Below are 26,104 nucleotides of genomic sequence, written 5' to 3'. Positions count from 1 at the left end.
GTCTCCTGCTGCTCCGCTTCTATTATACCGCAGATTGATGGACGTCCGGCTGCAGAGCAGGAACGCAAAGTGTCCAATCAGGAACGCGCTATTGATTTTGCTCTCGAAAACGGGTATCGTGCGTAACATAACCCGATAGAAATCAGGTGAACGATCTATGACGGCACAGGACAAGGAGCTGTTTTCCCAATTATACGACCGGAATTACAAGCGGCTGCTGTATGCGGCCATCCGCATTGCACACAACCCGTTTACAGCAGAGAAGCTGACGAACGAGGCGTTTACCATCCTGCTGACGCATTTTGACCAGGTGCGCCAGCACCCGAATCTGCCCGGTTGGCTGCACACCGTGCTGACCAATCTCGCGCTTGATGAGTACAAACGGCGGAGCCGGTATGTGCAGGTGCCGCTGGACAGCGTTCAGGATCTTGGCTGTGAACCGATTTTCCTTTCCATGCTCGACCTGCTGCCGAACGAATTATCCCGCACGGATAAGGAGATTCTGTATCTGCGGTATCAGCTGAATCTGAACTGTGTGGACATTGCCGAATATCTGCATATCAGTCACGAGGCCAGCCGTGCGCGCTTAAGCCGCGCCAGACAGCATTACGCTCACCTGCTTGCGAAGGAAAGGCTGATGTGAACTCCCATCCTGCCGAATAGTTTCGCTGTATGTATAATACGGGCAGCAGAACTGCACTATAAAGGAAAAGTCAGCCGTTTTCGGCTGACTTCAGTCTGTCGATAAAGTCAATCTATCGTTTTTACTTTTCGTGCGGCAGCACGCATAAAATAGAATTTGCACAGCAAATTCATAATTCCCGGGGGCGTGTACCTCGGGAATTATACAAGGGACGAAAAATTGTGCCCGTAGGGCGCGGCTTTTCGTCAAGATTCGATTGAAAGCGTGGTTTCAATCGAGAGGCTGCTCGAAAAACGGAGTTTTTCGACAGCCTCAAGTCAGCCGTTTTCGGCTGACTTTTCCTTTATATATCATCCTTCTTGCGCTTCTGCTCCTATTTTCGCGAGGATTTGACAAACCGCTCCAGCGTTTCCACCATCTCCGAGCCTTCCAGCGGCTTTGCAATATGCATATCCATGCCCGCAGCAAAGGCAAGCTGACGGTCCTCTGCGAAAGCGTTTGCTGTCATGGCGATGATTGGAATGGTTCTCGCATCCGGACGCTTCATCGCGCGAATACGCCGCGTCGCTTCCAGACCGTCCATCACCGGCATCATCACATCCATTAAAATCGCATCAATTTCTCCGGGCCTGGAATCGGCAAAAATGCGTACCGCCTCCTCACCATTCACTGCCTTGATGATGGAGGCTTCTTCCACATTGAGTACAAACTCAGCAATCTCCATATTCATCCTGTTATCTTCCGCAACCAGCACATGCAGTCCGGCAATAGAACTGGTCTGCAGCAGACGTTTCGGCTTGTTTCGCTTCTCCGGTGCATGGCAGATGCGGAACGACAGCGACAGCGTAAACGTCGTGCCTACGCCCTGCCTGCTGACAAAGGACAGCGTGCCGCCCATTTTCTCCGCCAGACTTTTCGCAATCGGCATACCCAGACCGGTACCGCCATATTCCGATCGAGCAAAATTCCGTTCCTGTGCAAATGGCTCAAATACGTGCTTCTGAAACTCCTCGCTCATGCCGATACCGGTATCCGCACAGGTGAATTCAATCTGTGCAGTCTCCGGATCCGCACTCGGCTTTTCGCGGCATCCCAGCCTGACTTCGCCCCCCGCGTGGTTGTACTTGACCGCATTGCTGATGATATTCATCAGCAGCCGACGCAGGTGCAGCGGACTGCCGAGCAGGCAGCGGTGCTCAACCGGATAGCCATCCGTTATTATCGTAATGCCCCGCTCCCGTGCCTGCTTATCCACCACCACGCCAACACTGTCCAGCAGTTCCTTGAGGTCAAACTCGCGTTCCTCCAGCATGATCTCGCCGGATTCCAGCTTGCCCATGTCCAGCACCTCGTTTACCAACTCAAGCAGCAGACCGGAGGCATCCCAGATTTTCTTCCGGCACTCGGTCTGCTTGTCCGGATCGTCCTTGTAATAATTCGCAATCTCGATCATACCGCGAATGCCGTTAATCGGCGTGCGGATATCATGGCTCATGCGCTGCAGGAACTCAGTCTTAGCGCGGTTGGCCTGCTCAGCCTTTTTGGCGGATTCCATCAGCTGCCCGCGGAATTCCCGCTCGCGCCGATCCTGCTCGGCCAGATATTCCCGCGCGGAACGCCTGCGGAACATTTGAATCACGGTCAGCATGACCAGATAGATGATCAGCGCCGCCATCATATTTTTGACCATATCAGTCGCTACCATACGGTCGGATACATAGGCGTAGATATAGTAGTCGCGGCTGCGGTCCAGACCACCGAAATAGGCATTGCCATCGCACTTGAAATGTCCGACCGCGGCGGACGACAGTTTTGACTTGATCTGCTGCAGAATCCGGCTGTCCTCCACCTTGGTATCAGCCAGTTCTTCGTCGTTGGACGCGATAATGCGGTCGCCGTTTGTCACCACAATCACACCGTCGTCCCTGGTATTATAGCCCGCAAGCAAGCCCTGTATGGTCAGCGTATAATTGCGTGCATACTCCGCAGTGGTGTGATAGTATACAACGATCACACCGGGCACATCTGTACGACCGTACGCCGAAATATCCACATAGGAGCCGTCCGGCAGGTCAATCCGCGAAGCATAGGTCTTCTGCGGATACCTGACCACATCGAGCACTGTATTCCGCTCTATATACTCCTGCAGTGTTAGAAAATTCAGCAGATCACCGTTATACTCGCACTGCACTCTTCCATCTGTGTCCAGCAGAATAATGCCGGTCAGCCGCTGTTTCTGCGCATAGAACCGAAGCCGGTCTTCATCTACAGCCGAGCCCTCATAGCCGATATTGCGGTTTACCTGCTGTGCGTTGTCCATGATACGCATCAGACTTTTGGTAACAGCCGCAGCATTATAGCGTGTATAGGTCGTGCACTGCTCCTTCACATAGTCTATCGTATTGCCGAGCTGTTCCCGTGTCTGCGCGCTCTCCGCACGCACCGTGCGAAAGCCAACCAATATGACCAGCACGGCGCCGATTGCAGCCGCAATCCGTTCGTACCGGCGCGTGGCTTTGCCCTTTTTAACCTGCAGCACAGTCCACCTCCAAATATTTGTCCGGATCGGACAGATACCTGCCTATGATCGTTCGAGTCGTACCGTCTGCACGCATTTCCTCGAAAACCCGGGAAAGCTGTTCGTTCAGTCCACGCGCATCGTTTTTTGCAAACGCCACACCAATTCCTGTCGTGAGAATACTTTCGTCCAGAATACGGTAATCCACATCATAATCCTTCATATACTGCCTAATAGCGGTTTCGTGCGCCGCGATCGCATCCACATAGCCCTTGCCGAGAGAGGTGTAGAGCAGTTCGCGATCCTCCAGACTGTATACTTCACGCACGAGCGGAATGCGGCTGTCCGTTCGCTCGAGGAAAATGCTCTCCGGCTTGGTGGTGGACTGCACGGCAATGGTCTTGCCCTCCAGATCGCTCAGCCGGTAAATATCGCTGCTGCGGTTGACCGCAACCACCTGGCGGCTGATCATATACGGTTCAGTCCAGTTGTATTCGTTCTCGCGCCCATCAATGGAAAAACATCCCCAGATACAGTCAATATCACCATGTTCAACCAGTTTCTTCTTTTCTTCCCAGTCAATGCCGACGAAGGATACTGCATACCCCAGCCGTCCGAAGGATTCCTTAGCCAGATCCACATCCACGCCTGCCGGATTGCCGTTTTCATCGGTATAATTAAACGGCGGATAGTTGTCACTGCCCACCTTGATCGTTATCGGTGTTTTCGTCTGGTGCTCCTGCATATCCTCGGCAGCCGTACATCCGCACAGCAGCACACCCGCCAGCGCTGCCGCAAATACACCGAAAATCCGTCTTTTGAGTCTCATGGCTTCCCCTGCTTTGCTTTTTATCCTTATTATACCATTTTAGATCTATGAATGCCAGAGAGAGTATAACATTTTATTCCAGTATTTTTCGACAATTTTTTCACTTTATGTCGATTTTTTCGTACCCAAATCCGCCAGCAACACCTTCATTTGCCCGCCGCAAACCATACCTTCCTGTGCAGCAATGTCGTTGCTCATGTCGATGGTGACGCACTTGTGCTCGCCGGTCCCAATCAAGTAGTACGCCTGCCGCATAACGGCGCTCTCACTGCAGCCGCCGCCGATGGTGCCTGCGGTAGCCGTGTTGGCATCGACCACCATGTACGAGCCGGATTTTACCGGCGTGGAACCGCTGGTCTCGTACACGAGCATGAGCGTTTTGGGAATATCACCGCGTGCAGCGGTTTCCAGCAGCGGCAGGTCGATGTCCTCTGCGGTGAGAATGCTGCTCTTGGAACGGCGATCGGTCGTGCGACGGCGTTCCGCGATCAGCTCTGCCACGATAGAAATCGCAATTTCCTTGACGGTCAGCGCACCGATGTCCAGACCGATGGGCGTATGAATGCGGTCGAGATCTGCCCGAGAGAAGCCTTCTTCCTCAAGCATGTTCAGCAGACCGACCGTGCGCCGCTTCGACCCGATCATACCGAGATAGCGCGGCATGGTGCCGCGCAAAAGCTCCCGCAGGCAGTCCGCGTCATAACGATGCCCGCGCGTGATAACGGCAACGTAATCGCTCTCTCGGATGCCGATTTTCTTAATTGCTGCCGGAAACAGATCACATACGATCTGCTTTGCTTCCGGAAAGCGCGGATGATTGGCAAAAGACGGCCGGTCGTCCGCCACAACCAGCTCAAAACCGAGATCGGCCGCATAGCGGCAAAGCGGCTGCGCGATCGTGCCGCCGCCGAGCAGAATCAGGCGTTCCTGCGGCATGAAATTGCGCGTGTACTGTACGCCGTCCGCGTCGATAGTCAGCGCCGCCGGAAGTCCCTTGCGCGCATTTTCCGCGGCAGCCTGCAGCTGTTCCAGCAAAGTCATCGTGCCGTCGCTCCTTCCGCGTGATAATCGCCGCTTTTGCCGCCGGTCTTGTGCAGCAGCAACGTCTCATCAATACGCATACCGCGGTCCACCGCCTTGCACATGTCGTAGACGGTCAGCGCGGCAACAGTGGCCGCCGTGAGTGCTTCCATCTCAATACCGGTCTTGTGCGAACAACGCAGCGTGCTGACAACGCGCACCTGCGTCTCCGAGACAGCCTCAATGGCGATGTCCACGCTCTCGATCGGGATCGGATGGCACATCGGGATCAGCTCTGCCGTCCGCTTGGCCGCCATAATGCCCGCGATACGCGCGCACGCGAACACATCGCCCTTGGGCACTGTGCCGTCAAGGATCATGCGCAGCGTCTCCGGCTGCATGGTCAGCACGGACTGCGCCACCGCTTCGCGCTGCGTGACCGGCTTCGCGCCGATGTTGACCATGTGCGCTGCACCGTTTTCATCCAAATGGGTCAGTTTCATGTTGTTCCTCCCGAAAACTTATTTTGTTCCGCAAACACAAAAAACACCGCTCAAAACGACGTTTAAGCGGTGTTTCATCTGGTCCGAGTGACAGGATTCGAACCTGCGGCATCCTGCTCCCAAAGCAGGCGCGCTACCAACTGCGCTACACCCGGATAGTATTGTGAGCGCCCCGTATTCCGAGGAACCGAGGCGCTTGATGGTGCCGGTGACCGGACTCGAACCGGTACGCTGTCGCCAGCGGTGGATTTTGAGTCCACTACGTCTACCAATTCCATCACACCGGCATAACATGGTTATTATATCGTAAATCGCACCGGTTGGCAAGAGGAATTTTTCGAAAAGGGTATTTTTCTTTCACTGCCGCAAAAGATAACAGCCATTCCCGTGGGAATGGCTGTTATCTGTTAAAACAAATGTGCAACGCCAATTACACCCTGAGAACCGAGCAGCATAATGAAGCCTGCAACAATTACGCCGCACAGAATCGAAGTCAGCGCCTTGGTTTTCGGCATTTTGAGCAGCGTTGCAATCAATGCACCCGACCATGCTCCGGTGCCCGGCAGCGGAATCGCCACAAAAAGGAACAGACCCAGCCGTTCATATCTGGTGACCTGACCGGTCTTTCCGAGCAGCTTTTCGCGGTACTTGGTGGCAAAGCCGGAAAGCGGGCCGAGCGAGCACACCCAGTCCAGCAGCTTTTCGCCGAAGAACAGCAAAAACGGGATCGGGATCATATTGCCGATCACAGCCAGCGGGATCAGCTCGATCGCCGGCACGCCTGCGACTGCGCCCAGCGGGACCGCACCGCGCAATTCCACCAGCGGAACCATGGAGATGAGCACAACCGCCAGTTCACGGCCTGCGCCCATCAGCCAGTTGAATAACGATGAAAACACGATTTTTTCCTCCTGACAAGTGTTCTATGGTAAACAGCGAATACTCACACAGATATACTTGTTAATGATACCCTATTCCGCATACAAACGCAAGCGCTGCAATCGTAAAATCTGTGTAAAATAATTTGACGCACCTCTTGCGAACGGTTATACTGGATATATAAAGGAGGGGATCTCCATGCCGCGAGGACAAAAAGACGCTGCCTTTTACGACAGCGCAGCTCTGCTTGTGCTTTCTCTGCTTGAGGAGGCGGACAAGACCGGTTTTCATCTGCTGCATGAGGTGGAATGCCGCTCAGACTGCGCGTTTGCCATCCGTGAAAGCCGCCTGTATCCCCTGCTGCACGGACTTGAGGCACGCGGCGATGTCCGCTCCTGTGAACGGCAGACCGAGGACGGCACGCACCGTTTTTACCGGCTGACCCGTCAGGGCGTGAAAACGCTCACCTGCTGCCGGGAACAGTGGAAAACCTGCCGCAAGCCAATCGGAGGTGGCGCCTGTGTCACCAAATAAGCTGATTGTGCCGTACCTGCACCGCGTGTGCCGGCATCTCCTGTGGCCGCCTTACCGTGCCCGCGTTCGGCGGGAGCTGACCGACCATATTCTCAGCCGCGCGGAGGAGCTGCGCTGCCGCGGCAGTCTCACACAGGAGCAGGCTGTGCGTCAGGTGCTGCGCGCACTCGGTGACCCGGATGTACTGGGAAAGGCTCTGCGGCAGGCACGTCTGCCGCTTGCACGGGTAGTGTACAATGTGATTTCCGCCACTGTGTGGATCGCTATTCTGCTCTGTGCGTTATATCTGACAATTTACCTGCTGTAAGCAGCACAAAAGCGTTCTGTATGAGATTTACAGAACGCTTTCTTTAGGCAATACCGCATAGCGGTGTTGCCTTTATTTTCTTGCGCTGTGCAGCAGCCACAGCTTGCCGAGAGTCTGCACCAAGCACGCCACAAGGATGACGCCAAACGCCATCGCGCCCGCCTCCTCGATGAACAGCGTACCGTATCGAGCAAAGCCTGCCGTGTCGCCCTGCACGAGCGCAAGCGTCGTGTAATACAGGTCGCCGCCCGGAATCAGCGGCACCAGCATAGGCACGAGCAGCGTGATGACAGGCGCTTTGAGCAACCGCGCGAGCACCTCGGCCAGTGCGGCCGTTGCCAACGTAGAGACAAAAAACGCGGTCACGCGGTTATCATACCACTGCATCGCCAACAGATACACACCCCAGTTTACCGCAGCACCCAGCATGATCGTGATCAAGCGGCTGCCGGAAATATGAAACAGCAGTCCGAAGCCGAGCGCACCGATCATCGCCATGACAATCTGCAGGAGGATTTCACCTGTCATACGGCACCGCCCCCAGTCTGCATGAGCACGAGCGCACAGCCTGCCGCGATGGCAAGCGCTCGCAAAACCGCTTCAAATGCACTGAGCAGTCCGGTGATGGTGTCGCCCACGAAAATATCGCGCATGGAGTTGACGAACGGAATGCCCGGAATCAGCAGCATGATGTTGCCGATAATGATATAGTCCAGATTCTGTCCCATGCCGGTTTTTACCGTGAGAGTCGCTGCCGCGCACATCGCCGCCGAGCTGACCATGGTCAGCACCAGCGGCTGCAGCGAAATCCGATCACCGAGCACGCCGATGACATACAGCAGCACGCTGCACAGCATGGCGGCTATGCCGTCTCTCCAGGTGCCGCCGAAGAACACAGCGAACGAGCCTGACGTGATCAGATACGCCAGCGGCAGCCGGCAGCGCAGCTTATCCGGTGCGGTGCGGATGGCTTCCAGACGTGCGTGTAATTCCTCCGGCGGGATAGGATTCACACATACCTTGCGCGACAGCTCGTTGACCGCCTCAATGCAGCGCATATCGGTTCCGCGCCGCAGGATGCGGCGTGTCTGCGTAATCACCTGATCGTCTGCCGTCCGTACCGTTACTGCCATGCTGGCCGTGATGGTCAGCACATCCGCTCGCACAAAACCGTAGGCGCGTGCCAGACGGCGCATGGTGTCCTCTACGCGGGCTGCCTCAGCACCCGAGGTCAGCAGCAGCTCTCCCGCATCCAGCACAGCGGAAAGTGTCTGCTCCGGTCGGTCCATTCAACCACGCTCCTCTCATTACAGCAGCGGCGCGAACAGACGCAGCACACTTGCCGTGATTGACCGAATCCACGGCACACGGCGCAGCCATTCGTCATCAATCCGGCGGCTGACATTGATGGTCTCCATAATGTCCTGCTTAACGGCGGCAACGACCGAGCTGTTGTAGAAGCAGGTCGCGCACTCAAAGTGCAGGAAGAACGAGCGGAAATCCATGTTGATCGTACCGACCACCGCCGTATCATCGTCGGACACGATGGTTTTCGCGTGCAGAAAGCCCGGCCGGTACTCATAAATCTTCACACCCGCTCGGTGCAGCTGCTGATAGTACGAACGTGTGATCATGTACACCAGCTTTTTATCCGGGATGCCCGGCGTCAGGATGCGCACGTCTACGCCGGACTGCGCCGCAATGGTCAGCGCCGTAATCATCTCGTTGTCCAGTACAAGATACGGCGTGGTGATATAGACGTACTTTCGCGCGTTATGGATGATCTGCAGGTAGGTGGATTCACCGATATTGATATCGTCGAGCGGTGAATCCGCAAACGGCTGCACATAGCCGTCTGACGGCAGCTTGGCGGTCGGCAGATAGTTTTCGAGCGGCGGCATGTCCTCGCCGGTGACATACTCCCACATCTGCAGGAACAGAGCGGTCATATTGGCTGTTCCCTCACCTCGCAGCATGATGCCGGTGTCCTTCCAGTAGCCGAAACGCACCTTTTTGTTGATATACTCATCCGCCAGATTGATACCGCCCATATAACCGACATTGCCGTCAATGATCATCATCTTGCGATGGTTGCGGTAGTTGAGATAGGTGTTCAGCGTCGGGATAAAGCGGTTAAAGCGCACCGCGTGAATGCCGAGGCTCATCAGATAGCGGTCGTAGTCTTTCGGCAGCGTGCAGATCGAACCAACGTCGTCGTACAGCACGCGCACATCCAGTCCGGCGGCCGCCTTCTCCCGCAGGATATCAAGGATCGTATCCCACATGATGCCTTCTTCGATGATGAAATACTCCAGAAAAATGAACTTCTGTGCGCGGCGCAGTTCCTCGCACATGGAGTCGAACATTTCCTCGCCGACACGGAAATATTTCGTCTCCGTGTTGGTCCACACCGGCATACCGTCCAGCGTCTCGATGTAACGGGCGCGTGCTGCATGACGCGGATGCTGCTCGATCAGCTCCTTTGTAGCAGGCGTGCGCATATAATCAGTGAAATCCGGCGGTTTCGGCTCGTACTGATGCTGGGTACGCGCCCGATTGAGCGGCGTATTGCCCCAGAACAGATAAAACAAGCCGCCGAACAGCGGCAGCAGCACAATAACCAGCATCCATGTGATCTTGTACATCGGGTTGTCGTACTTACGCACCAGCCAGATGACAATGATAACGCTCAGCACGGTCAGTGCCGGTGTCAGCCAGTGATATTCCATACTTGCCCAGCTTACGCCGAACATAACGATTGCCAGCTGAATCAGCAGCAGAAATCCGCCGACAACACGTCGGTCGCCAAGCAGCTTGCCTACTTTTCTGCGCATCATAATCTCTCCCTTCCCTGCAAAACGCAGTCCTTCCATAGACTATAATCATATCGCACAAGGTATAAAAAGTCAACGCGTCTGCGTTGCTCTCCGGTTAAATATGTGCTACACTAAAAGTAACATTTTTGTAAACCACCGTTAATCATACAGGAGGATCATCCATGCCCCATATTTCCGTGCCCGCCGCCGAACTGAACACGCGGCTCGACCGTCTGCGCTGTGCCATGACCGAGAAGGACCCTGCGTGGTCCATGCTTCTTCTCGACAACACGCTCGACATGTACTACTTCACCGGCACCATGCAGGATGGCGTACTTGTCGTGACACCCGATCAGGCTACGCTGTTCGTTCGCCGCTCGTTTGATGTTGCAAAGGACGAATCCGCCTTCGCAGACATCCGTCCGATGGGCAGCTTCCGCGGCATCAAGGAGGTCTATCCGGATATTCCGGAGACCGTCTATGTTGCCGCAAAGACCATGACGCTGCAAAAGCTCTCCATGCTGAACAAGCATCTGCCGTTTTCACCCAAGCCGGTGGATGGCGTACTGAGCGGTCTGCGCTCGGTCAAGAGTGCGTATGAACTGGACTGCATGCGCGAATCCGGCAGACTGCACCGTTATGTCATCGAGGAACTCGCTCCGGCGTTCCTGCGCGAAGGCGTCAGTGAAGCACGCCTGTGCAGTGAGATCTGCACCGCCATCGTGGACCGCGGCGGCATGGGTATCTCGCGCTACAATCAGCCGGCAGCTGAGGACGTGCTCGGCATTGCCAGCTTCAGCGAAAACAGCCTGTGTCCCACCGCGCTGGACAGTCCCTCCGGCTGTATCGGCACCTCGACCGCAATGAAGTCCATCGGCTCGTCCGAGCGCACGCTGCACGAAGGCGACACCGTCCTGCTGGACATTCCGTGCGGCTGGCGCGGCTACCATACCGATAAGAGTATTACGTTCTACTACGGCGAGCTGGACAAGCATCCGCAGAGCGGCGTGATCCGCGCGGCACGCGAGCAGTGCATTGCGCTGGAGAACGAAACTGCATCTCTCCTGCGCGCCGGTTCCGTTCCGGCTGAGATTTACGAGAAGATCCTCTCTCTCGTCGATCCTGCGTTCCGCGAAGGCTTTATGAACGGCTGCAAGTTCCTCGGCCACTCCATCGGTCTGACAATGGACGAAACACCGGTTCTCGCCAAAGGCTTCTCGGCTCCGCTCGAGTCCGGCATGACGCTTGCCGTTGAGCCGAAGATCGCGATTCCGGGTGTCGGCCTCATCGGCTGCGAAAACACCTATGAGATCACCACAGACAGTCCTGCGCAGTCGCTCACCGGCGCATGCGACACGCTGTTCGAGGTACTCAATCAGTAATCTATACAAAAATATCCGCTCTCTGTTTGTACAAAGAGCGGATGTTCTCTTTTCACTCCTCTTTTGCATCCGGCATAGAATGGCGCAAAGGAGGTTTTTGCTTATGAATCAATCGACGACTCTCGCCGTCGTCGGCGGCGACGTGCGTCAGGCGTATTTAGCCGAGCTGCTGCACGAAGCAGGCCACACCGTGCGCACGTTTGCACTCGAGCGCCGCCCCGCCGCAGGCTGCACGGCTGTAAGTGACCTGCAGGCGTGCCTTGCCGACGCACGCGCGGTCATTCTGCCTATGCCGGTGCAGACGGGGGACGGCAGTCTGAACGCGCCGCTTGCCAATGCACAGCACACAATCGGCGATGTACTCGATGCCATTCCCGCCGGAACACTGACGCTGGCCGGTGCCGTGCCTTTTTCCGTACACGCCCGCGCGGTGCAGAACGGACTGACACTCATCGACTACTTATCCCGCGAGGAGTTGGCGATCCGCAACGCGGTACCTGCCGCATTTGCAAAAAGCACAGGCTGTCCGGTTACAGGCGGCAGGCTTCCTGCCGGAGATACTCCACGAGAGCCGCACAGAATTCGCGGTTGCTCGGCGGCTCCTTATCCTGTGCACGCGCTTCACCGAAATACCTGGCAAGCACGGCTTTATCGCACTTATCCCATGCGCGGCGAACGGCGTAGCGCATATTGCGCTCCACATTACTGCCTTCGCTGTTCAGCTGCTGCGCGACACTGTGATAAATGATCTTGGTGATGCTGGCACCGTTGGTCTCCCGATACAGGCACACGGTCAGCAATGCACACTGATAGCCGATCGTCTGCTCGCGCATACCCAGCTCACGCAGGATCTGGGCCAGCCGCTGCTCCACCGTGTCTCCCCGACTGGTACAGGTGACCGCCAGCTTGATGCGCTCATACAGTGCATCCGCGCAGATTGGCTTACGCAGCAGCACGTTCATGTGCAGCAGACTGCACTCTACATAGGTCTGACCGCCGATGAACGAGCTGAGCAGGATAATGCTCGTATCCCACATCTTATTCTGTCTCATCCATGACGCAACGGCAAAGCCGTCCGCATACGGCAGGTCGGTATCCAGCACGACCATATCCGGCGTTTTTTGTCGAATCATTTCCCACGCCTTCGTGCCGTTCGACGTACAGCCGACAAGCTCCAGCTCATTGCTCGCCTGCATAAGCCGTTTTGTCTGTTTCAGCAGAGACTCGTCCGCACACGCCAGTAAAATACGCATTTTGCCTTGTTTGATCTTCATTTACTGCTTTCCCCCGGCTTTCTCTATCTTATGCCGATTTATGGATTACATCTTATTTTTACATATTCAGCGCGTCCGCGCAAGCGGATATCCCTGCTTTTTCCCGCATATTTATCGACAATTTTCGACAAGTCCGCGTTTTTTCTGTCGAATGTCCGGTTTTCTCCCAACCGGACAGGTGCTCTGCGCTTCTCTGTGAAACCGCATAATCCCTCTATCAAAAACCGCATTTTGGTACTTTTACACTTGCATAAACGGTAAAAATACGCTATACTATCGTTTGTGCCGTTCGGCACTTTGCTTCCGGATATGGAATGACAGTTCGAAACCATCCTGTCGTAAAACAAAACTAGGGACAACGAAACAGAAAAACTTTACGTTTCTCAATCAACGTTGTTGTGTGCATTATTTGGAGGTGAACGAAATATGGTAAAAGAAAACATGAGCAAGGTTCAAAAACTGACCGTTTCTGCTATGGTGATGGCACTTTACGTTGTTGTGCTGTACTTTACGCAGAGCTTCTCTTTCGGTGCGTACCAGATCCGCATTGCGACGGCTCTGTATGCGCTCGCTTACCTGTTTCCGTTCCTGGTTTTGCCGCTTGGTTTCGCTAATTTCATTGCCAACTTTCTGTTCGGCGGACTCGGTCTGCTGGACTGGTTCGGAGGCTGCTTCGTCGGTATCATCGTTACCGCGATCATCGTGCTCATCCGCCGCAAGGGCTGGAGCCGCTGGCTGATGATCCTCCCGATCATCCTTGTGCCCGGTCTCGGCGTACCGAGCTATCTGAGCTATCTGCTGCACGTTCCGTATTCTGTACTCGCCACCAGCCTGTGCATCGGTCAGTCCGTACCTGCGGTCTGCGGTGTCGTTCTGGTGAACGTACTGCAGCGTGCACTGTATCCCAAGGCAACTAAGGCTAGTTAATGTAAGGAGAATGCAACCATGACCGGAAGAAATAAAGAAGAACTGAACGGCGTCACTCTGCTGGGCAGCCAGAAGAACAAGTATCCCTCGGACTATGCGCCCGAAATGCTAGAGACTTTCCCGAACAAGCATCCGGACAATGACTATTTTGTCAAGTTCAACTGCCCGGAGTTCACCAGCCTGTGCCCGATGACCGGCCAGCCGGACTTTGCTACTATCTATATCTCCTATGTGCCCGGCGAGCGCATGGTAGAGAGCAAATCGCTCAAGCTGTATCTGTTCAGCTTCCGCAACCACGGCGATTTCCATGAGGACTGCGTAAACATCATTATGAAGGACCTCATCCGCCTGATGGACCCGAAGTACATTGAGGTCTGGGGCAAATTTACGCCGCGCGGCGGCATCTCGATCGACCCGTACTGCAACTACGGCAAGCCCGGCACCCGCTGGGAGGAGGTTGCATTCGAGCGTCTCACCCACCACGATCTGTACCCGGAGAAGGTGGACAACCGATGAGCGAAAAGGCAATGGTCCTGTGCAGCGGCGGCGTGGACAGCACGACCTGTCTTGCGCTTGCCATCGAGAAGCACGGCAAGGAGAATGTGTGTGCGCTGTCCATTTACTACGGTCAGAAGCACGTTAAGGAGATCCAGGCTGCAAAGGCGGTTCTCGAATACTATGGCATCGAGGGCACGTCTCTCGACCTGACGCCGGTGTTCGCGTACAGCGACTGCTCGCTGCTTTCCCACTCGACCGAGGACATCCCCGAGGAATCCTACGCCGAGCAGCTGGCACAGCGCGGCGGCAAGCCGGTTACGACCTATGTGCCGTTCCGCAACGGTCTGTTCCTGTCGGCAGCGGCCAGCGTTGCGCTGTCCAAGAACTGCAGCGTGATTTACTACGGTGCGCATCACGACGATGCCGCCGGCAATGCCTATCCCGACTGCAGCGAGGAATTCGTAAATGCGATGAACCACTCCATCGTACTTGGCTCGGGCGGTGATGTCCGCATCGAGGCTCCGTTCGTGCGTTGGAACAAGGCGCAGATCGTTGCCGAAGGTCTGCGGCTGCAGGTTCCCTATCAGCTGACGTGGAGCTGCTACGAGGGCGGCGACAAGCCGTGCGGCAAGTGCGGCACCTGTCTGGACCGCATCCGCGCGTTCGAGGCGAACGGTGTGACCGACCCTGCAATGAAGTAAAACAAAAGACTGCTGTTTCATCGGAGACAGCAGTCTTTTTCTGTCCATCTTGACTTTTTCCTATAAGAATGCTATGATTATAGCCGTTAACCTTATTTTGAGGAGTCCATGCTATGATTTATCTCGATTATGCCGCCCATGCCCCCGCCGATCCGGCAGTGCTCGAGCGATTCTGCGATATAGAACGCCGGTTTCCGGCCAACCCGAACTCGATACACATGGCAGGCAAAGCCGCCCGTGAGGAAATGGCGCGCGTCACCGAGCAGATTGCGGCGCTGACCGGCGCGTCCCCTGCCGAGGTCATCTTTACCTCGGGTGCGACCGAGGCGAACAACCTCGCCATCAAGGGCATCGCACAAGCGTCACGGCATATCGGCAAGCATATCATCTCCACACCGCTCGAGCATTCCTCGGTCAGCAGCAGCCTGACCGCCCTGCAGGAGCGCGGCTGGGAGATCGACCTGCTCTCCATCGGTCGGGACGGCACGGTGGATCCGGAGGAAGTGCGCGAGCTTCTGCGTCCGGATACCGTTCTCGTTGCCATCTGCGCGGTGGACAGCGAGCTTGGCACCATCCAGCCGGTAAACGAAATCGCGGCGCTGCTGGCTGACCATCCGAACTGCCGTCTGCACGTTGACGCAACGCAGGCTATCGGGCGCATCCCGGTGGACTTTTCCGGCATCGACACGCTGAGCTTTGCACCGCACAAGTTCGGCGGCATCTGCGGCATCGGTGTGCTGCTCAAGCGCCGCCGTATGCCGCTCGAGCCCCAGATGAACGGCGGCGCCAGCACGACCCTGTACCGCAGCGGCACGCCCGCGCTCGGTCTGGCGGCTTCGTCCGCACTGGCACTGCAGCTGGCATGCGATGAGCGTGAGAGCCGCTGTGCGGCCGTTCAGCGCCACAGCGAACGGCTTCGGAAGGCACTTGCGGCGTATCCCGCGGTGCATATCAACAGTCCGGAGCACGCCGTGCCGCATATCCTCAATCTGAGCGTCAAGAATGTGAAAGGCACCGTATTTCAGCGCGCGTTGTCCGAAAAAGGCGTGTGCGTATCGGTCAAATCCGCCTGCTCGGCAGACGGTCTGCCGTCTCGTGCGGTGTTTGCTGTCAGCCGCGACCGGCGCAATGCACTGTCCTCATGGCGCATCAGCCTGAGCCACCTTACCACAGATGCGGAAATCCACGAATTTCTGTCCGTTTTCGACGCGTGCTATCACGAGTTAGTCAAGTAATACAGGGAGCATCATTATGAAACGAGATTTACAGCCGCACGAGCTGATCGAGCGCAGTATCATCAAAAAATTCCGCAAGACCATCTGGAACCCGTTTACACTGGCGGTTCGACAGTATCAGCTGATTCAGCCGGGTGACAAGATTGCCGTGTGCATCTCCGGCGGCAAGGATTCCATGCTGATGGCAAAGCTGATGCAGCTGCTCCAGCGGTACAGCGAGGTGCCGTTTGAGGTAGTTTTCCTCGTTATGGACCCCGGCTACAACGAGATCAACCGCAATAAGATTGAGAGCAACGCCGCGCTGCTGCATATCCCGATCACCGTGTTCGAGACCGATGTTTTCGCGGTTGCCAACAACAGCGAGAAGAACCCGTGCTACCTGTGTGCGCGGATGCGCCGCGGCTATCTGTACAGCAAGGCACAGGAGCTTGGCTGCAACAAGATCGCGCTCGGCCACCACTTCAACGATGTCATTGAAACGACCGTGATGAGTATGTTTTATGGCTCGCAGATGCAGGCCATGCTGCCCAAGCTGCACAGCACCAACTTTGCAGGCATGGAGCTGATTCGTCCGCTGTACTGCATTCACGAGGAGGATATCCTCGCGTGGAAGCAGTATAACGACCTCGAATTTATCCAGTGCGCGTGCCGCTTCACCGAAAACTGTACGATGTGCGACAACGGCGGAGGCGGTTCCAAGCGACAGGAGGTCAAGATTCTGCTGCGCCGTCTGCGCCGCGACAACCCGAATATCGAGCGCAGCATTTTCAACAGCATCCACTCGGTAAATCTGGATATGATGCCCGGTTACAAGACCGGCGGCGTGCTTCACTCGTTCCTCGATGATTACGACGAACGCGGAAAGAAAAGCGAATAGTGTTCAGCCGTCCGTGCGCTGCACGGACGGTTTTTCTCTGCCTGAAAGGTCGAAATGCAGCGGTTCGGACACGCTGTGCAGATATACAGTCAAGCCCTCCCCTGTTGCAGTGATATGATCGAGCAGCGCACTGTAAACCGTGTTACTGTACAGCTTTTTCCGTAAAATCGTACAGAATCGCTGTCTTTCGGTGCGTGTGAGATCAGGTATCGCGCGTAAGGTCTGCCGCAATACCACCTCTATATCAATTGGCAAATCCTGTGTGATTTGCTTCATGCAGTCCAGCAAAATTCGATTCCCAACTGCCGGAGCCGCACACGCTGCCACGCCGTGCTGCACCCGTTTCCCGCACACCCATCGCAGACCACCGTCCGCCTGTGCGCCCCTGCGCGGCACAAGCCGACTGCCGCACAGTCCGCAGACCACTTTTCCGGAGCACCAATACCGTGTGGAGGGTCGGCTGCCGGCTTTGCGGGTTGCCTGCCGACGGTCGAGTTCCCGTTGGACAGCTTCGAACATCGAGCGTGGCACAATCGCCTCGTGATGATCCCGCAGATAAACCTGCGGTGACTGCCCCTCATTTTTCACCTTGCGATGATCGAGAAAATCCGGCGTGCAGCTTTTGCGCTGCAGAAGATCGCCACAGTATTTCTCGCCCCGGAGCAGCCGCAGCACCATCGTAGACGACCACGATTTTCCTTTTCCGCTTGGCGGCGGGATGCCCTCGGCGGTCAGCTCCCGTGCGATGATGTAAGTGCCTTTGCCATCCATCAAGAAACGGCGGTACACCTCGCGGATGACTGCCGCCTGCTCGGGTTTTACCGTCAGTTCCCCACCCTGCAGGGTAAATCCGTATATATTGTTGCACCCGAACACCACACCGCGCTCCATCGAGCGCTGCTGCCCCCACTTGACGCGCTCAGAGATTTTGCGGCTCTCCTCCTGCGCTACGCTTGCCATTATGGTAAGACGAAATTCACCGTCATTCTGGCGGGTGTCGATATGATCTCCAATGAATACAATACCGACTCCCTGACGGCGCAGCAGCCTCGTGTACGCGAGCGTGTCAACCGTATTTCGGGCAAAGCGTGAGACCTCTTTGGTTAAAATCAGGTCAATTTTCTCTTCTGCTGCCGCTGCCAGCATGCGCCGAAAGGCGGGCCGGTCGGATGAGGTACCGGACAGGCCCTCGTCCGCATAAACCTCCACAAGCTCCCAGTCCGGCTGACGGCTGATGTACTCCGAAAAATATCGCCGCTGATTCTCCAGCGAGTTTCTCTGGTCCTCCTGTGAGGTGGAAACGCGGCAATAGGCGGCCACGCGCAGCACGTCAGCGGCCTGCGCACAACAGCTCGAGCACCAGCTCCAGCCGCTCGGGCGGCAGCATACCTTCCGCGCGCAAAGCGCGGAGCAGACCCTCGATCATGCCGCGCGAAACAGCGGCCTGCTCCTGTTCGGTCAGTTTCATGGCTATCCCTCCTTCGCTTGCAGTCTATGCGAAGGCAAACCCGTTTATGCGCCAAATCGCTAACGCCTTCCCTACCTGCGAGGGAGCACTTCAGCTTGCGATGGAGCAGACTGCGTTCACGCTGCAAAATGCACGCTGTCTGGTGATCGGTGCCGGACGGATCGGCATGCTTCTTGCACGCAAGCTGTACGCTCTCGATGCACAGGTTGCGGTCTCCGCACGCTGTACGCGTGATTTCGCACGCATCGCTGCCGCAGGACTGCACGCACTGGATACACGCAGGCTCGCCGGTCACCTTGCCGGTTTTGACCTGATTTTCAACACCGTACCCGCTCCGATCCTGACAACCGAGGTACTATCCGACATGAAACCGCCCTGCTTCATCATTGATCTTGCATCTCTGCCGGGCGGTGTTGCCGCCGATACCCTGCTTCCGGATGGCTGCCGCGTGCTGCACGCACTGTCTCTTCCGGGCAAGGTAGCACCGCTCAGCGCTGCACGTGCGGTATTCGATACCGTGGACACCATTCTGCACGAGGAGGGCATCTTATGAGCAAACTCCGCATTGGCTTTGTACTGACCGGTTCGTTCTGTACCTTTGCCAAGGTCATACCGGTTATACAAGCACTCATCGAGCGCGGCGATTCCGTTACGCCGATTCTGTCCGACAGCGCCGGCACACTCGACACCCGCTTTGGCACAGCCGCGCACTGGCGTCAGGAGCTGACCGCACTCACCGGCGTCCCCCCTATCGACAGCATTGTTTCCGCCGAGCCGATTGGGCCGAAGGCGCTGTTTGATATACTGATCGTTGCGCCGTGCACGGGCAACACACTCGCCAGACTGGCGCACGGTCTGACGGACACGCCCGCGACCATGGCGGTCAAAAGCCATCTGCGCGGAGAACGTCCGGTCGTGCTGGCGGTCTCCACCAACGACGGTCTGTCCGGCAGCGCCGCCAATCTCGGCACGCTGCTAAATCGCCGGCATTACTATTTCGTACCGCTGCGGCAGGATGCACCGCACAGCAAACCGCGTTCACTTGTCGCAGACATGACGCTGATTCCCGCCGCCATTGACGCGGCCATGAACGGCAGACAGCTTCAGCCCATCCTGCTTGCACCCAACGTATAAAAATCCCGCAGAGCTGACACTGAATCGTGACAAGTAATTATTGTGTCGCAAAGAACGGTGTGACCGTGAAAGTCACGCCGTTTTTTCTATGATCCCGGGCTCTGCCGATACGGAGATTGCCACCTCGTCCATGAAATTGAATCAGTTTACTTTTGATAAACAGCAAAAATCAACCGCCCCTTCCTTTCGGAAATGGGCGGTTGTCTTTACGTTTGTTGTCCTTGCACACCTGAATCCGCCGGCTATCCGTAATACGGCTGCATTCGTTCCTTATCACGGTTAAGCCAGCATTCTGCAGGACTTTTCTTATGATTCTTTGCTTTCCGGCTCCTTGCCGGTGGCAAATGTGATCGCACGGCTGCAGTTGGTAATCTGCACATTGTGCAATGCTCCGCCGAACTCGCCGTCCAGTGTCCACGTCACCTCGTCATCGGACGAAAAACTGATTTTTGACGTGCGGAAGTACGCGAAGCGGTTAGATTCAACATTATGCGTCAGCAGGTCATTCGCCAGCCACTGCAGCTCCATCGGATTCTCGACCGGGTAAATGAGCAGCACCTCGTACAGTCCGTCATCCAGCGCCACGCCATCCGGCCGGATGGTCTTGAAGCCGCCGACCGACACCGTGTTTGTCACCATACCGTAGATGAAATCGTCCTCTATCTGCGTTTCCGCGCTGTTCACGCGGATGTGGTAGGTTTTGATGTTGGTCAGTGCCTTAATGCCCTCGATGATATACGCAGCACGCCCGAAAATGTTCTTGGTCTGCTGCGGTGTCTCGTAAGAGACCTCGGTAAACGCGCCGAACGCCGCAACATAGTTAAAATAGCGATCGTTGAAGCGGCCGATGTCCAGCGCCTGCAGCGTGTCGCCTGCCGCAATAACCGCCGCCTCAGCGGGCACCTTGGAAATGCCCAGACTGAACGCGAAGTCATTTGTCGTACCGGCAGGCACATAACCGAGAACCGGACGGCTCTCCACCTGCATAAGACCGGTAATCACCTCATTCAGCGTACCGTCACCGCCTGCACACACAATGCGATCGAACTCGCCCGCACGCTCCCGTGCAACACGCGTTGCATCCTGCGCACCCTGCGTGATATAAATCGTCACATCATATCCTGCCTGTTGAAATGCGGTCACACAGTCGATGATCTTTCCGCTCATTGCACCGCGTCCCGCATGCGGATTGAGTATCCACAGCATTCTCTTCATGTTTCATCACCTTCCGGTTTTGTTCATAAATAAAATGTAGTATCGACGCAGCCGCGCCGCATCGCTATTCTCAATCCATCAATCATTCACTCTTTTATCCCAAGTATATACTATCTATATACTAACTATATTATTATATATCTCAGGAGAGCAAATTGCAAACAGCATTTGCGTAAGCCACCGGATCATCCACCGGCATACCCTCGATGAGCAGCGCCTGCGTATACAGGATATCCGCATAGGTGCTTACCTTATCCGAGCCTTCCGCCTGCAGCGCACACAGCTTCTTAAAGATCGGGTGCTCGGCATTCAGCTCCAGAACACGCTCGGCGTGTACGCTCTGACCGCCGTTGACAGCAGCCTGCTGGTTGAGCACCTTCTCCATCTCGAGCGTTACCGGACCTTCGGCACGCAGGCAGCACGGATGGCTCTTGAGGCGGCTGGTCAGTTCGACCTTCTTAACCTTGCCCTCGAGCGCCTTGCCGAGTGCTTCGAGGACATCCTTGTTGTCCTCACTCAGCTTTTTGATCTCTTCCTTCTCGTCCTCGCTGTCCAGACCGAGGTCTGCATCCGCGATGGACTTGAATTCCTTATCGTTGTACTTAGCGAGCATCTTGACGCAGAACTCATCAATGCTGTCATCCATGCACAGCACCTCGTAGCCCTTGTCGGACAGCGTTTCCATTACCGGCAGCAGCTTGATCTTGTCGATGGTCTCGCCGCAAGCATAGTAGATATACTTCTGGTCTTCCTTCATGCGGGAAGCGTACTCCGCGAGCGATACCAGCTTGTCCTCCGTGGAGGAATGGTACATCAGCAGATCCTGCAGCAGCTCCTTGTGCGCGCCGTACTCAACATAGGCGCCGTACTTGATCTGACGGCCGAACGCTGCCCAGAACTTCTCATAATCCTCGCGCTTGTCCTTCTGCATCTTGAGCAGCTCGCTCTTGATTTTCTTCTCAAGGCTCTGCGCGATGGCCTTCAAATGGCGGTCATGCTGCAGCATCTCACGGGAGATGTTGAGCGACAGGTCTGCCGTATCGACCATGCCGTGTACAAAGCTGAAATGATCAGGCAGCAGATCCGCGCATTTGTCCATGATGAGCACGCCGTTGGAGTACAGCTGCAGACCCTTCTCATAGTCCTTGGTATAGTAGTCCATCGGCGCGTGAGACGGGATGAACAGCATTGCTGTGTACGTTACCGCGCCTTCCACACTGGAATGGATATGGCACAGCGGCGGCTGATAATCGTAGAACTTCTGCGTATAGAAGCTGTTGTAATCCTCGTCCTTCAGCTCCTTCTTGGACTTCTTCCAGATCGGAACCATGGAATTGAGGGTCTCATTCTCGGTGTACTCCTCCCACTCCGGCTTGTAGTCGTCACCTGCATCCGCCGGCTTCTCCTTCATGCGGGAGCGCGTCATATCCATCTTGATCGGGTAGCGAATATAATCGGAATACTTCTTTACCAAACCCTGAATGCGGTACGGCTCGAGAAATTCATCGTAATTCTCGTTCTCCGTATTATCCTTGATGGTCAGCACGATCTTCGTGCCGTTTTCTGCCTTTTCGCACGGTGCAACCGTGTAGCCGTCCGCACCGTCGGACTCCCAGCGGTTGGCCTCGTCGCTGCCTGCCGCACGGGATACGACCTCAACATGCTTTGCAACCATAAAGGCCGCATAGAAGCCAACGCCGAACTGGCCGATGATGTCGATATCGTCTTGCTTTTCATTTTCGTTCTTGAACGCCAGCGAACCGGAATGCGCGATCGTACCGAGGTTGTTCTCCATTTCCTCGGCAGTCATGCCGCAACCGTGGTCCTCGATGATAAAGCGGCGGTTTGCCTTGTCGAGCGTCAGCTCGATCGGCAGACTGTCGCGGGTGATACCGGTCTTGCCTTCCTTCATTGCATTATAGTAGAGCTTATCCGTTGCGTCGGATGCGTTGGAGATCAGCTCACGCAGGAAAATCTCCTTGTGCGTATAAATAGAGTTGATCATCAAATCGAGCAGGCGCTTGGATTCTGCCTTAAACTGCTTGGTTGCCATGATTACATACACCTCTGTGTTTGTTGTTCGGTATTAGCACTCTCAATCATCGAGTGCCAACATTGATATAATAATCCCAAAGTCAGAAAAAATCAAGAGGGCTTTACAAAATTCATGGTTTATTCAAAAACGGTCATCAAGCCGCTCAAACGTCCGTCTTTTCTCTGCACCGGTTAACCGGGGCGCACGAACTGCCGCAGGCGGGTTCGCCCCTAACGGGCGGGATGTTTTTCGCTGAGATTCGGCGGTGGGGATTCGCCGTCTGCGGACGGCGGGAACGTCGCGGCGCCCGCAGCGGGGGCAAAAAGGAAGGACAACCTGCGGTTTTCCTTCCTCTTTGAACTCCTACCTTTCCCTTGCTTCCTAATCTGGTGCAGATTGCCTATATGTGACCGCTTCGAAAAGGAGTACGGCAGAGGATTTTTTCTTCCGTATCTTTCGCAACCGATTCGCAGTGTCAGATAACGTACTGCTACACAGACGGTTCACCTTGTGCCGCGCTTGCGTAGACCCTAATTAGCTGTAGCAGTATGCTATCTGAACTGCGTAAATGTGCTATACCACGCGGTAGAAAAAATCCTCTGCCGTTCTCTTTTTCGGAGCGGTCTCCTCTCTATCGTTACCACCGTGCTATACTACTAAGGGAAACGGGTGTTCAAAGAGGGTAGCACTCATTAAATCCGCGCACGGCGCGGGAAAAAGGTTTAGCAGCCTACGGGCAAACCGTAGGTGTCTACCCTTTTTGTCCCCTGCCGTGGACACGGCAAACGTCCCCGCCGCCGCAGCGGCGTAATCCTCGCCCGGAAATGGCGAACCACCTTCGCAGTTCGGGCACACCGGAAAACCTGTGTCTGCGACCGGTGCAGCCCGGATAGGACGAACTGTCTGCGCGATAGGACGCTCCCTATCCATTCTCAATTTTGACACACCCCCTTCCCTATGCTATACTAAAGAGAAGAAAACAATTTTGGAGTGATCGCATGGTACATCTTGGCAACGATTGGGACGAGATCCTTGCCGGTGAGTTTGAGCAGGATTATTACAAGCGCATTCGCTACTGGCTGAAAAAGGAATACGCCGAGCAGACCATCTATCCGGCGGCAGAGAACATCTTTAACGCTCTGCGGTACACGCCGTATTCCAAGGTCAAGGCCGTCATCCTCGGGCAGGACCCATATCACGGTCCCGGACAGGCGCACGGGCTTTGCTTTTCGGTTCAGCCGGGTGTTCAGCCGCCTCCGAGCCTGCAGAACATCTTCAAGGAGCTGCAGAGTGATCTTGGCATTGTGCCTCCCAAGGACGGCACGCTCACCAAGTGGGCGGAGCGCGGTGTGCTCATGCTGAACACGACTCTGACCGTACGCCGCGGGCAGGCGAACAGCCACAAAAACCTCGGCTGGACGACCTTCACCGACCATATCATTGAAAAGCTGAACGAGCATGAGCAGCCGATCGTCTTTCTGCTCTGGGGCGGCAATGCCCGCAGCAAAAAGAAACTCATCACCGCACCGCAGCACCTTGTGCTCGAAAGCGTGCATCCCTCTCCTCTGTCGGCGTACAATGGCTTTTTCGGCTGCAAGCACTTCTCCAAGTGCAATGCGTTTCTCGAAGCGCACGGCATCGACCCTATCGACTGGGATCTTACCCATTAAACAGTATGTTTCCGCACCATTTTTCCGGGTGCGGAAATTTTTTGACTTTTTTCAAAATTCCTATTGACAAATGGGAATTTCGGTTGTATATTTAATTCATACAAAACACATATGAATAAAGTGAATTTAGGAGCGTGATCTCAATGACGATCCGGCGAATGTGTCGATGTTGCATCGACTGAGTTTTCCCATCATTCCTTACTAACATCACATTCTAATTTTTCTTAATTTTGAAAGGCGGTTTATCCCATGTCTGATATTAAAAAGAGCTTCTCCGATCTGATCGGCAACACCCCGCTGTATGCGGCTGAAAAGTTTGCAGCTAAGGCTGGCGCTAACGCACAGATTCTCGCAAAGCTGGAGTACTTTAATCCGGCCGGTTCCGTTAAGGATCGTATCGCAAACGCCATGATCAGCGAGGCTGAGAAGTCCGGTGCGCTCAAGCCGGGCGCAACCATTATCGAGCCGACCTCCGGCAACACCGGTATCGGTCTGGCAGCAGTTGCAGCTTCCCGCGGCTACCACATCATCCTCACCATGCCGGAAACCATGAGCGTTGAACGCCGCAACATGCTGAAGGCTTACGGCGCTGAGCTGGTTCTGACCGAAGGCACAAAGGGCATGTCCGGTGCGATCGCAAAGGCAAACGAGCTGGCTAAGGAGACCCCGAACAGCTTCATCCCGGGTCAGTTCGTAAACCCGGCAAACCCGGCTGCACACTACGCAACCACCGGCCCCGAGATCTGGGAGCAGTCCGGTCACAAGGTTGACATCTTCGTTGCAGGCGTAGGCACCGGCGGCACCGTAACCGGCACCGGCAAGTACCTGAAGGATCAGGACCCGAATGTCAAGGTAGTAGCTGTTGAGCCGGATACCTCCCCGGTACTGTCCACCGGCAAGGGCGGCCCGCATAAGATTCAGGGTATCGGCGCCGGCTTCGTTCCGGATGTACTCGATACCAAGGTTTACGACGAAGTTATTCGTGTAGCAAACGAGGATGCATTTGAAACCTCTCGCCAGTTCGCTCACAGCGAGGGTCTGTTCGTAGGTATTTCCTCCGGTGCTGCTCTGTGGGCTGCTGTTGAGCTGTCCAAGCGTCCGGAGAACGCCGGCAAGGTTATCGTAGCTCTGCTGCCTGATACCGGCGACCGTTACCTGTCCACCCCGCTGGTTTCTGAGTAATTTTAATTCTCAAATCCTGCAATTCTCTCCAAAAATCCATTCATCTCCAAATGTATAAAAAAGACACCTCCGCACAGCGGAGGTGTCTTTTTTATGGAAAATGGAGAATGAACGTAACGTTTCTCCAGTTTCCGCCCACGCATTTAACAACGAAAAACCACCCTGCGAAAGCAGGGTGGTTTCAGTCTGTCGATAAAGCCAATCTATCGTTTTTACCTTTCGTGCGGCAGCACGCATAAAATAGAATTTGCACAGCAAATTCATAATTCCCGGGGGCGTGGCCCAGGCCACCCTCTTTTGCCGCTATGCGGCAATTCACCTTGTGTACCTCGGGAATTATACAAGGGACGAAAAATTGTGCCCGTAGGGCGCGGCTTTTCGTCAAGATTCGATTGAAAGCGTGGTTTCAATCGAGAGGCTGCTCGAAAAACGGAGTTTTTCGACAGTCTCAAACCAC

26 protein-coding genes, 2 tRNA genes and 1 pseudogene are annotated in these 26,104 nt (G+C 55.4%); 14 read left to right on the top strand and 15 right to left on the bottom strand.

Annotation, left to right across the window (positions count from 1 at the left end):
* Window positions 1–157 precede the first annotated feature (157 nt).
* Complete coding sequence (locus DWZ82_RS06670; RefSeq protein ID WP_118479665.1) at window positions 158–643, top strand: RNA polymerase sigma factor; 486 nt, start codon at window positions 158–160, stop codon at window positions 641–643.
* 373 nt (window positions 644–1,016) lie between these two features.
* Here the strand turns inward: DWZ82_RS06670 and DWZ82_RS06665 are convergent, their stop codons facing one another.
* The 7 genes from DWZ82_RS06665 to DWZ82_RS06635 all read right to left on the bottom strand — a co-directional run bounded on the left by DWZ82_RS06665 (window position 1,017) and on the right by DWZ82_RS06635 (window position 6,412).
* Window positions 1,017–3,182 (bottom strand): ATP-binding response regulator, encoded by a 2,166-nt coding sequence (locus DWZ82_RS06665; protein WP_118479663.1) that lies wholly within the window; start codon window positions 3,180–3,182, stop codon window positions 1,017–1,019.
* Window positions 3,169–3,990 carry a substrate-binding periplasmic protein gene (locus tag DWZ82_RS06660; protein WP_118479661.1) on the bottom strand — a complete coding sequence of 274 codons (822 nt, stop codon included), beginning with the start codon at window positions 3,988–3,990 and terminating at the stop codon, window positions 3,169–3,171. The genes DWZ82_RS06665 and DWZ82_RS06660 overlap by 14 nt, the downstream gene beginning before the upstream one ends.
* Before the next feature lie 105 nt (window positions 3,991–4,095).
* Window positions 4,096–5,031 carry an XdhC family protein gene (locus DWZ82_RS06655; RefSeq protein WP_118479659.1) on the bottom strand — a complete coding sequence of 312 codons (936 nt, stop codon included), beginning with the start codon at window positions 5,029–5,031 and terminating at the stop codon, window positions 4,096–4,098.
* Window positions 5,028–5,513: a cyclic pyranopterin monophosphate synthase MoaC gene (gene moaC / locus DWZ82_RS06650; RefSeq protein WP_118479657.1), complete on the bottom strand. Its 486-nt coding sequence runs from the start codon at window positions 5,511–5,513 to the stop codon at window positions 5,028–5,030. The genes DWZ82_RS06655 and moaC overlap by 4 nt, the downstream gene beginning before the upstream one ends.
* A gap of 79 nt (window positions 5,514–5,592) precedes the next feature.
* Window positions 5,593–5,668, bottom strand: a tRNA-Pro gene (locus DWZ82_RS06645).
* A 45-nt stretch (window positions 5,669–5,713) separates the two neighbouring features.
* Window positions 5,714–5,800 (bottom strand) — tRNA-Leu (locus tag DWZ82_RS06640).
* 120 nt (window positions 5,801–5,920) lie between these two features.
* Window positions 5,921–6,412: a COG2426 family protein gene (locus tag DWZ82_RS06635; protein ID WP_227109541.1), complete on the bottom strand. Its 492-nt coding sequence runs from the start codon at window positions 6,410–6,412 to the stop codon at window positions 5,921–5,923.
* 178 nt (window positions 6,413–6,590) lie between these two features.
* On the opposite strand from DWZ82_RS06635, the gene DWZ82_RS06630 reads away from it, so the two are divergent.
* Complete coding sequence (locus DWZ82_RS06630; RefSeq protein ID WP_118479655.1) at window positions 6,591–6,926, top strand: PadR family transcriptional regulator; 336 nt, start codon at window positions 6,591–6,593, stop codon at window positions 6,924–6,926.
* Window positions 6,913–7,233: a permease prefix domain 1-containing protein gene (locus DWZ82_RS06625; RefSeq protein ID WP_117490556.1), complete on the top strand. Its 321-nt coding sequence runs from the start codon at window positions 6,913–6,915 to the stop codon at window positions 7,231–7,233. Before DWZ82_RS06630 ends, DWZ82_RS06625 begins: the two co-directional genes overlap by 14 nt.
* A gap of 72 nt (window positions 7,234–7,305) precedes the next feature.
* Here DWZ82_RS06625 and DWZ82_RS06620 read toward each other — a convergent pair whose 3' ends face one another.
* The 3 genes from DWZ82_RS06620 to cls are packed head-to-tail and all read right to left on the bottom strand — an operon-like array spanning window position 7,306 to window position 10,070.
* Entirely contained in the window at window positions 7,306–7,761 is a 456-nt protein-coding gene (locus DWZ82_RS06620) for a threonine/serine exporter family protein (protein WP_117751581.1), read from the bottom strand.
* Window positions 7,758–8,522 carry a threonine/serine exporter family protein gene (locus DWZ82_RS06615; protein ID WP_118479653.1) on the bottom strand — a complete coding sequence of 255 codons (765 nt, stop codon included), beginning with the start codon at window positions 8,520–8,522 and terminating at the stop codon, window positions 7,758–7,760. The genes DWZ82_RS06620 and DWZ82_RS06615 overlap by 4 nt, the downstream gene beginning before the upstream one ends.
* Before the next feature lie 18 nt (window positions 8,523–8,540).
* The gene (cls, locus tag DWZ82_RS06610) at window positions 8,541–10,070 is read right to left on the bottom strand and encodes a cardiolipin synthase (RefSeq protein WP_243022895.1); all 1,530 of its coding nucleotides are present in this window, start codon (window positions 10,068–10,070) and stop codon (window positions 8,541–8,543) included.
* 161 nt (window positions 10,071–10,231) lie between these two features.
* Between cls and DWZ82_RS06605 the strand changes: the two genes are divergently transcribed.
* Complete coding sequence (locus tag DWZ82_RS06605; protein ID WP_118479649.1) at window positions 10,232–11,431, top strand: M24 family metallopeptidase; 1,200 nt, start codon at window positions 10,232–10,234, stop codon at window positions 11,429–11,431.
* Window positions 11,355–11,834: pseudogene (locus DWZ82_RS16030) on the top strand (dipicolinate synthase subunit A N-terminal domain-containing protein); the annotation flags it as partial. The gene DWZ82_RS06605 and the pseudogene DWZ82_RS16030, both read left to right, overlap by 77 nt.
* A gap of 127 nt (window positions 11,835–11,961) precedes the next feature.
* Here the strand turns inward: DWZ82_RS16030 and DWZ82_RS06595 are convergent.
* The gene (locus DWZ82_RS06595) at window positions 11,962–12,705 is read right to left on the bottom strand and encodes a sporulation initiation factor Spo0A C-terminal domain-containing protein (RefSeq protein ID WP_118479645.1); all 744 of its coding nucleotides are present in this window, start codon (window positions 12,703–12,705) and stop codon (window positions 11,962–11,964) included.
* 426 nt (window positions 12,706–13,131) lie between these two features.
* Here DWZ82_RS06595 and DWZ82_RS06590 point away from each other — a divergent pair, with 426 nt between their 5' ends.
* The 5 genes from DWZ82_RS06590 (at window position 13,132) to DWZ82_RS06570 (ending at window position 16,943) form a co-directional block, all read left to right on the top strand.
* On the top strand, window positions 13,132–13,632 hold the full coding sequence (locus tag DWZ82_RS06590; protein ID WP_199667405.1) for a QueT transporter family protein: 501 nt from the start codon (window positions 13,132–13,134) through the stop codon (window positions 13,630–13,632).
* An 18-nt stretch (window positions 13,633–13,650) separates the two neighbouring features.
* The gene (gene queF / locus DWZ82_RS06585) at window positions 13,651–14,148 is read left to right on the top strand and encodes a preQ(1) synthase (RefSeq protein ID WP_118285179.1); all 498 of its coding nucleotides are present in this window, start codon (window positions 13,651–13,653) and stop codon (window positions 14,146–14,148) included.
* On the top strand, window positions 14,145–14,831 hold the full coding sequence (gene queC / locus DWZ82_RS06580; RefSeq protein ID WP_110436942.1) for a 7-cyano-7-deazaguanine synthase QueC: 687 nt from the start codon (window positions 14,145–14,147) through the stop codon (window positions 14,829–14,831). The genes queF and queC overlap by 4 nt, the downstream gene beginning before the upstream one ends.
* A gap of 113 nt (window positions 14,832–14,944) precedes the next feature.
* On the top strand, window positions 14,945–16,066 hold the full coding sequence (locus tag DWZ82_RS06575) for a cysteine desulfurase family protein (protein WP_118479643.1): 1,122 nt from the start codon (window positions 14,945–14,947) through the stop codon (window positions 16,064–16,066).
* 16 nt (window positions 16,067–16,082) lie between these two features.
* Window positions 16,083–16,943: a tRNA 2-thiocytidine biosynthesis TtcA family protein gene (locus DWZ82_RS06570; RefSeq protein WP_118479641.1), complete on the top strand. Its 861-nt coding sequence runs from the start codon at window positions 16,083–16,085 to the stop codon at window positions 16,941–16,943.
* 3 nt (window positions 16,944–16,946) lie between these two features.
* Here DWZ82_RS06570 and DWZ82_RS06565 read toward each other — a convergent pair whose 3' ends face one another.
* The gene (locus tag DWZ82_RS06565; protein WP_118479639.1) at window positions 16,947–18,272 is read right to left on the bottom strand and encodes a recombinase family protein; all 1,326 of its coding nucleotides are present in this window, start codon (window positions 18,270–18,272) and stop codon (window positions 16,947–16,949) included.
* 1 nt (window position 18,273) lies between these two features.
* Window positions 18,274–18,411, bottom strand: a complete 138-nt coding sequence (locus tag DWZ82_RS15140) for a hypothetical protein (protein ID WP_158575112.1) — start codon at window positions 18,409–18,411, stop codon at window positions 18,274–18,276.
* A gap of 46 nt (window positions 18,412–18,457) precedes the next feature.
* Here DWZ82_RS15140 and DWZ82_RS06560 point away from each other — a divergent pair, with 46 nt between their 5' ends.
* A complete protein-coding gene (locus DWZ82_RS06560) occupies window positions 18,458–18,964 on the top strand; it encodes an NAD(P)-dependent oxidoreductase (RefSeq protein ID WP_158575111.1) in 507 nt (168 codons plus the stop codon).
* The gene (locus tag DWZ82_RS06555) at window positions 18,961–19,545 is read left to right on the top strand and encodes a dipicolinate synthase subunit B (protein ID WP_118479635.1); all 585 of its coding nucleotides are present in this window, start codon (window positions 18,961–18,963) and stop codon (window positions 19,543–19,545) included. The genes DWZ82_RS06560 and DWZ82_RS06555 overlap by 4 nt, the downstream gene beginning before the upstream one ends.
* Before the next feature lie 306 nt (window positions 19,546–19,851).
* Here the strand turns inward: DWZ82_RS06555 and DWZ82_RS06550 are convergent, their stop codons facing one another.
* Together DWZ82_RS06550 and htpG are read right to left on the bottom strand one after the other, a co-directional pair.
* A complete protein-coding gene (locus tag DWZ82_RS06550) occupies window positions 19,852–20,760 on the bottom strand; it encodes a diacylglycerol/lipid kinase family protein (RefSeq protein ID WP_118479633.1) in 909 nt (302 codons plus the stop codon).
* Between the two features lie 142 nt (window positions 20,761–20,902).
* Window positions 20,903–22,813 (bottom strand): molecular chaperone HtpG, encoded by a 1,911-nt coding sequence (gene htpG, locus DWZ82_RS06545; RefSeq protein WP_110436949.1) that lies wholly within the window; start codon window positions 22,811–22,813, stop codon window positions 20,903–20,905.
* A 980-nt stretch (window positions 22,814–23,793) separates the two neighbouring features.
* Here htpG and ung point away from each other — a divergent pair.
* Complete coding sequence (ung, locus tag DWZ82_RS06540; RefSeq protein WP_117751594.1) at window positions 23,794–24,465, top strand: uracil-DNA glycosylase; 672 nt, start codon at window positions 23,794–23,796, stop codon at window positions 24,463–24,465.
* Between the two features lie 249 nt (window positions 24,466–24,714).
* Window positions 24,715–25,647, top strand: a complete 933-nt coding sequence (gene cysK, locus DWZ82_RS06535; protein WP_118479631.1) for a cysteine synthase A — start codon at window positions 24,715–24,717, stop codon at window positions 25,645–25,647.
* Window positions 25,648–26,104: the final 457 nt, after the last annotated feature.

Source organism: Butyricicoccus sp. AF35-5AC (assembly GCF_003477715.1).
Lineage (GTDB): Bacteria > Bacillota > Clostridia > Oscillospirales > Butyricicoccaceae > Agathobaculum > Agathobaculum butyriciproducens.
Note: the sequence above shows the minus strand (reverse complement) of the source record. Positions and strands in the feature narration are given on the sequence as shown.